The sequence below is a fragment of the Xanthomonas sp. SHU 166 genome, from assembly GCF_000364685.1.
GTDB classification, from domain to species: Bacteria; Pseudomonadota; Gammaproteobacteria; order Xanthomonadales; family Xanthomonadaceae; genus Xanthomonas_A; species Xanthomonas_A sontii.
On record NZ_AQOJ01000580.1, the window covers coordinates 1 to 2819 of the forward strand.

The 2819-nt window shown below is 71.5% G+C and carries 3 protein-coding genes and 1 pseudogene; all 4 read left to right on the forward strand.

Annotated features, from left to right (window positions below; translation table 11 throughout):
* Positions 1-570 (forward strand): chorismate-binding protein (locus D180_RS14485; RefSeq protein WP_017913362.1); only part of this gene is annotated, 570 nt, incomplete at its 5' end.
* Between the two features lie 79 nt (positions 571-649).
* Positions 650-1711 (forward strand): endolytic transglycosylase MltG, encoded by a 1062-nt coding sequence (mltG, locus tag D180_RS14490; protein WP_043091026.1) that lies wholly within the window; start codon positions 650-652, stop codon positions 1709-1711.
* Positions 1708-2379, forward strand: coding sequence for a dTMP kinase (gene tmk, locus D180_RS14495; protein ID WP_017913364.1), 672 nt, complete (start codon positions 1708-1710; stop codon positions 2377-2379). The genes mltG and tmk overlap by 4 nt, the downstream gene beginning before the upstream one ends.
* Positions 2376-2819: pseudogene (locus D180_RS14500) on the forward strand (DNA polymerase III subunit delta'); the annotation flags it as partial. The gene tmk and the pseudogene D180_RS14500, both read left to right, overlap by 4 nt.

The window sequence follows — 2819 nt, forward strand, 5'->3', positions numbered from 1 at the left end:
CGCGGCGACGTGGTCGAGACCCGGCCGATCGCCGGCACCCGCGCACGCGCGCCGGGCGACGACGAGGCCGCGCGCATCCGCGAACTGGTCGGGCACCCCAAGGAGCGCGCCGAGCACGTGATGCTGATCGACCTGGAGCGCAACGACCTGGGGCGGATCTGCGCGCCGGGCAGTGTCGAGGTCGACGAGCTGATGACCGTGGAGAGCTACGCCCACGTGCACCACATCGTCAGCAACGTGCGCGGCCGGCTGCGTGCGGGAACGACTCCGGGCGAGACGATCCGCGCCACCTTCCCGGGCGGCACCATCACCGGCTGCCCCAAGGTGCGCTGCATGCAGATCATCGCCGAGCTGGAGCAGACCCCGCGCGGCGCCTACACCGGCGCGTTCGGCTGGCTCAACCGCGACGGCGACATGGACCTGAACATCCTCATCCGCACCGCCGAGGTGGACGGCGCGCAGGTGCAGTTCCGTACCGGCGCCGGCATCGTGTTCGACTCCGACCCGGAGCGCGAACTCGACGAGACCCGGGCCAAGGCGCGCGGCCTGCTGCGCGCGCTGGAGCCGTGAGCGGGGCGACGCGACGCGATACCGGGCCATGCCGGCCGCGCGGTATCCTGCACGCCATTGAATTCGCTCCGAGGTGGTCGTGGCTTGGGCTAAACGCGGGTGTCTGACCCTGCTGGCGGCATTGCTGGTGCTGGCGCTGCTGCTCGCCGCGGCCGGCGCGTGGTGGTGGCACGGCTATCGCGCCTTCGCCGAGCAACCGCTGCAGGCGACCCAGCCCAGCGTGGAAGTGGCGCGCGGTGCCTCGCTCAACGGCGTGCTGCGCAAGCTGCGCGCCGCCGGCGTGACCCAGGGCAGCGATCTGCAGTGGCAGCTGCTTGCGCGCGAGCTGGGCGTGGCCGGCAGACTCAAGTTCGGCGAATACGCACTGCAGCCGGCGCTGAGCCCGCGCGAGCTGCTGCTGCGCATGCGCAAGGGCCAGGTGATCCAGTACCGCTTCACCATCGTCGAAGGCTGGAACGTGCGCCAGCTGCGCAGCGCCTTGAACGCGGCCACGCCGCTGGTGCACACCACCGCCGACCTCAGCGACGGCGAGCTGATGGCCAAGCTCGGCCAGCCCGGTCAGCATCCGGAAGGCCGCTTCCTGCCCGAGACCTACCTCTACCAGCGCGGCGACACCGACCTGCAGCTGCTGCGCCGCGCGCATGCGGCGATGGACAAGGCCCTGGCCGAGGCCTGGGGCGCGCGCGCCAAGGACCTGCCGCTGCAGTCGCCGGAGCAGGCGCTGATCCTGGCCTCGATCGTGGAAAAGGAAACCGGCCTGGCCGCCGAGCGCCCGCAGATCGCCGGCGTGTTCGTGCGCCGCCTGCAACTGGGCATGAAACTGCAGACCGACCCGAGCGTGATCTACGGCATCGGCAGCGCCTACGACGGCAACATCCGCAAGCGCGACCTGGAGACCGATACGCCGTACAACACCTACACCCGCACCGGCCTGACCCCTACCCCGATCGCCATGCCCGGACGCGAGGCGCTGCGTGCCGCCACCAACCCGGCGCCGGGCGACAGCCTGTACTTCGTGGCCATCGGCGACGGCAGCGGTGCGCACGCGTTCTCCTCCAGCTATGCCGAGCACAACGCGGCGGTGGCGCGCTACCTGCAGCGCCTGCGCCAGGCGCGCAACGGCGCGGCGGTGACGCCATGAGCGAGGCTGTGTTGAGTCACCATCGCTTCGTCAGCCTGGAAGGCGGCGAGGGCGCCGGCAAGACCACCGCGATCAACGCGATCCGTGAGTCGCTGCAGGCGCAGGGCCACGAGGTGGTGCTGACCCGCGAACCGGGCGGTACGCCGCTGGCCGAACGCATTCGCGCGCTGCTGCTGGACAAGACGCCCGGCGAAGTCGCCGAGCCGCTGGCCGCCGAGACCGAACTGCTGCTGGTGTTCGCCGCGCGCGCGCAGCACGTGCGCGAGGTGATCCGCCCGGCGCTGCAGCGCGGCGCCTATGTGGTCAGCGACCGCTTCACCGATTCCAGCTACGCCTACCAAGGCGAGGGCCGCGGCCTGGACCGCGCCTGGATCGCCGACCTGGAGCGCCGCGCGGTCGGCCTGCAGCCGGGCCTGACCCTGCTGCTGGACCTGGACGTGCAGATCGGCCGCGCCCGCACCAGCGGCCGCGACCTGTGGCCGGACCGCATCGAGAGCGAGCAGGACGATTTTTTCCAGCGTGTACGTGCCGGCTTCCGCCAGCGCGCCGCGCAGGATCCGCAGCGCTTCCGCGTCATCGACGCCAGCCAGCCGCCACAGGCGGTCGCCCAGGCGGTTGCTGCCGCGCTGGCGGCGTGGATGCAGCAGCAACAGGAGCCGACGCCATGAGCGATCTGCCGTTTGCGCCGTGGCAGCAGCGCGCCTACGACCAGACCGTGGCCGCGCTCGATGCCGGCCGCCTCGGCCATGGCCTGCTGATCTGCGGGCCGGAAGGCCTGGGCAAGCGTGCGGTGGCGCTGAAGCTGGCCGCGCACGTATTGGGCCAGGGCGAACCGGCTGCGGCCCTGCGCAGCGCGCAGTTGATCGCCGCCGGCACCCATCCGGACCTGCAACTGATCTCGTTCATCCCCAACCGCACCGGCGACAAGCTGCGCACCGAGATCGTCATCGAGCAGGTGCGCGAGATCTCGCAGAAGCTGGCGCTGACCCCGCAGTACGGCGTGGCCCAGGTGGTGGTGGTGGACCCGGCCGACGCGATCAACCGCGCCGCCTGCAACGCCTTGCTGAAGACGCTGGAAGAACCGCAGCCCGGCCGCTATCTGTGGCTG

Coding starts and splice junctions, on each gene's coding strand:
- tmk (WP_017913364.1), top strand. CDS start 1,708: ATGAGCGAGGCTGTGTTGAGTCACCATCGCTTCGTCAGCCTGGAAGGC.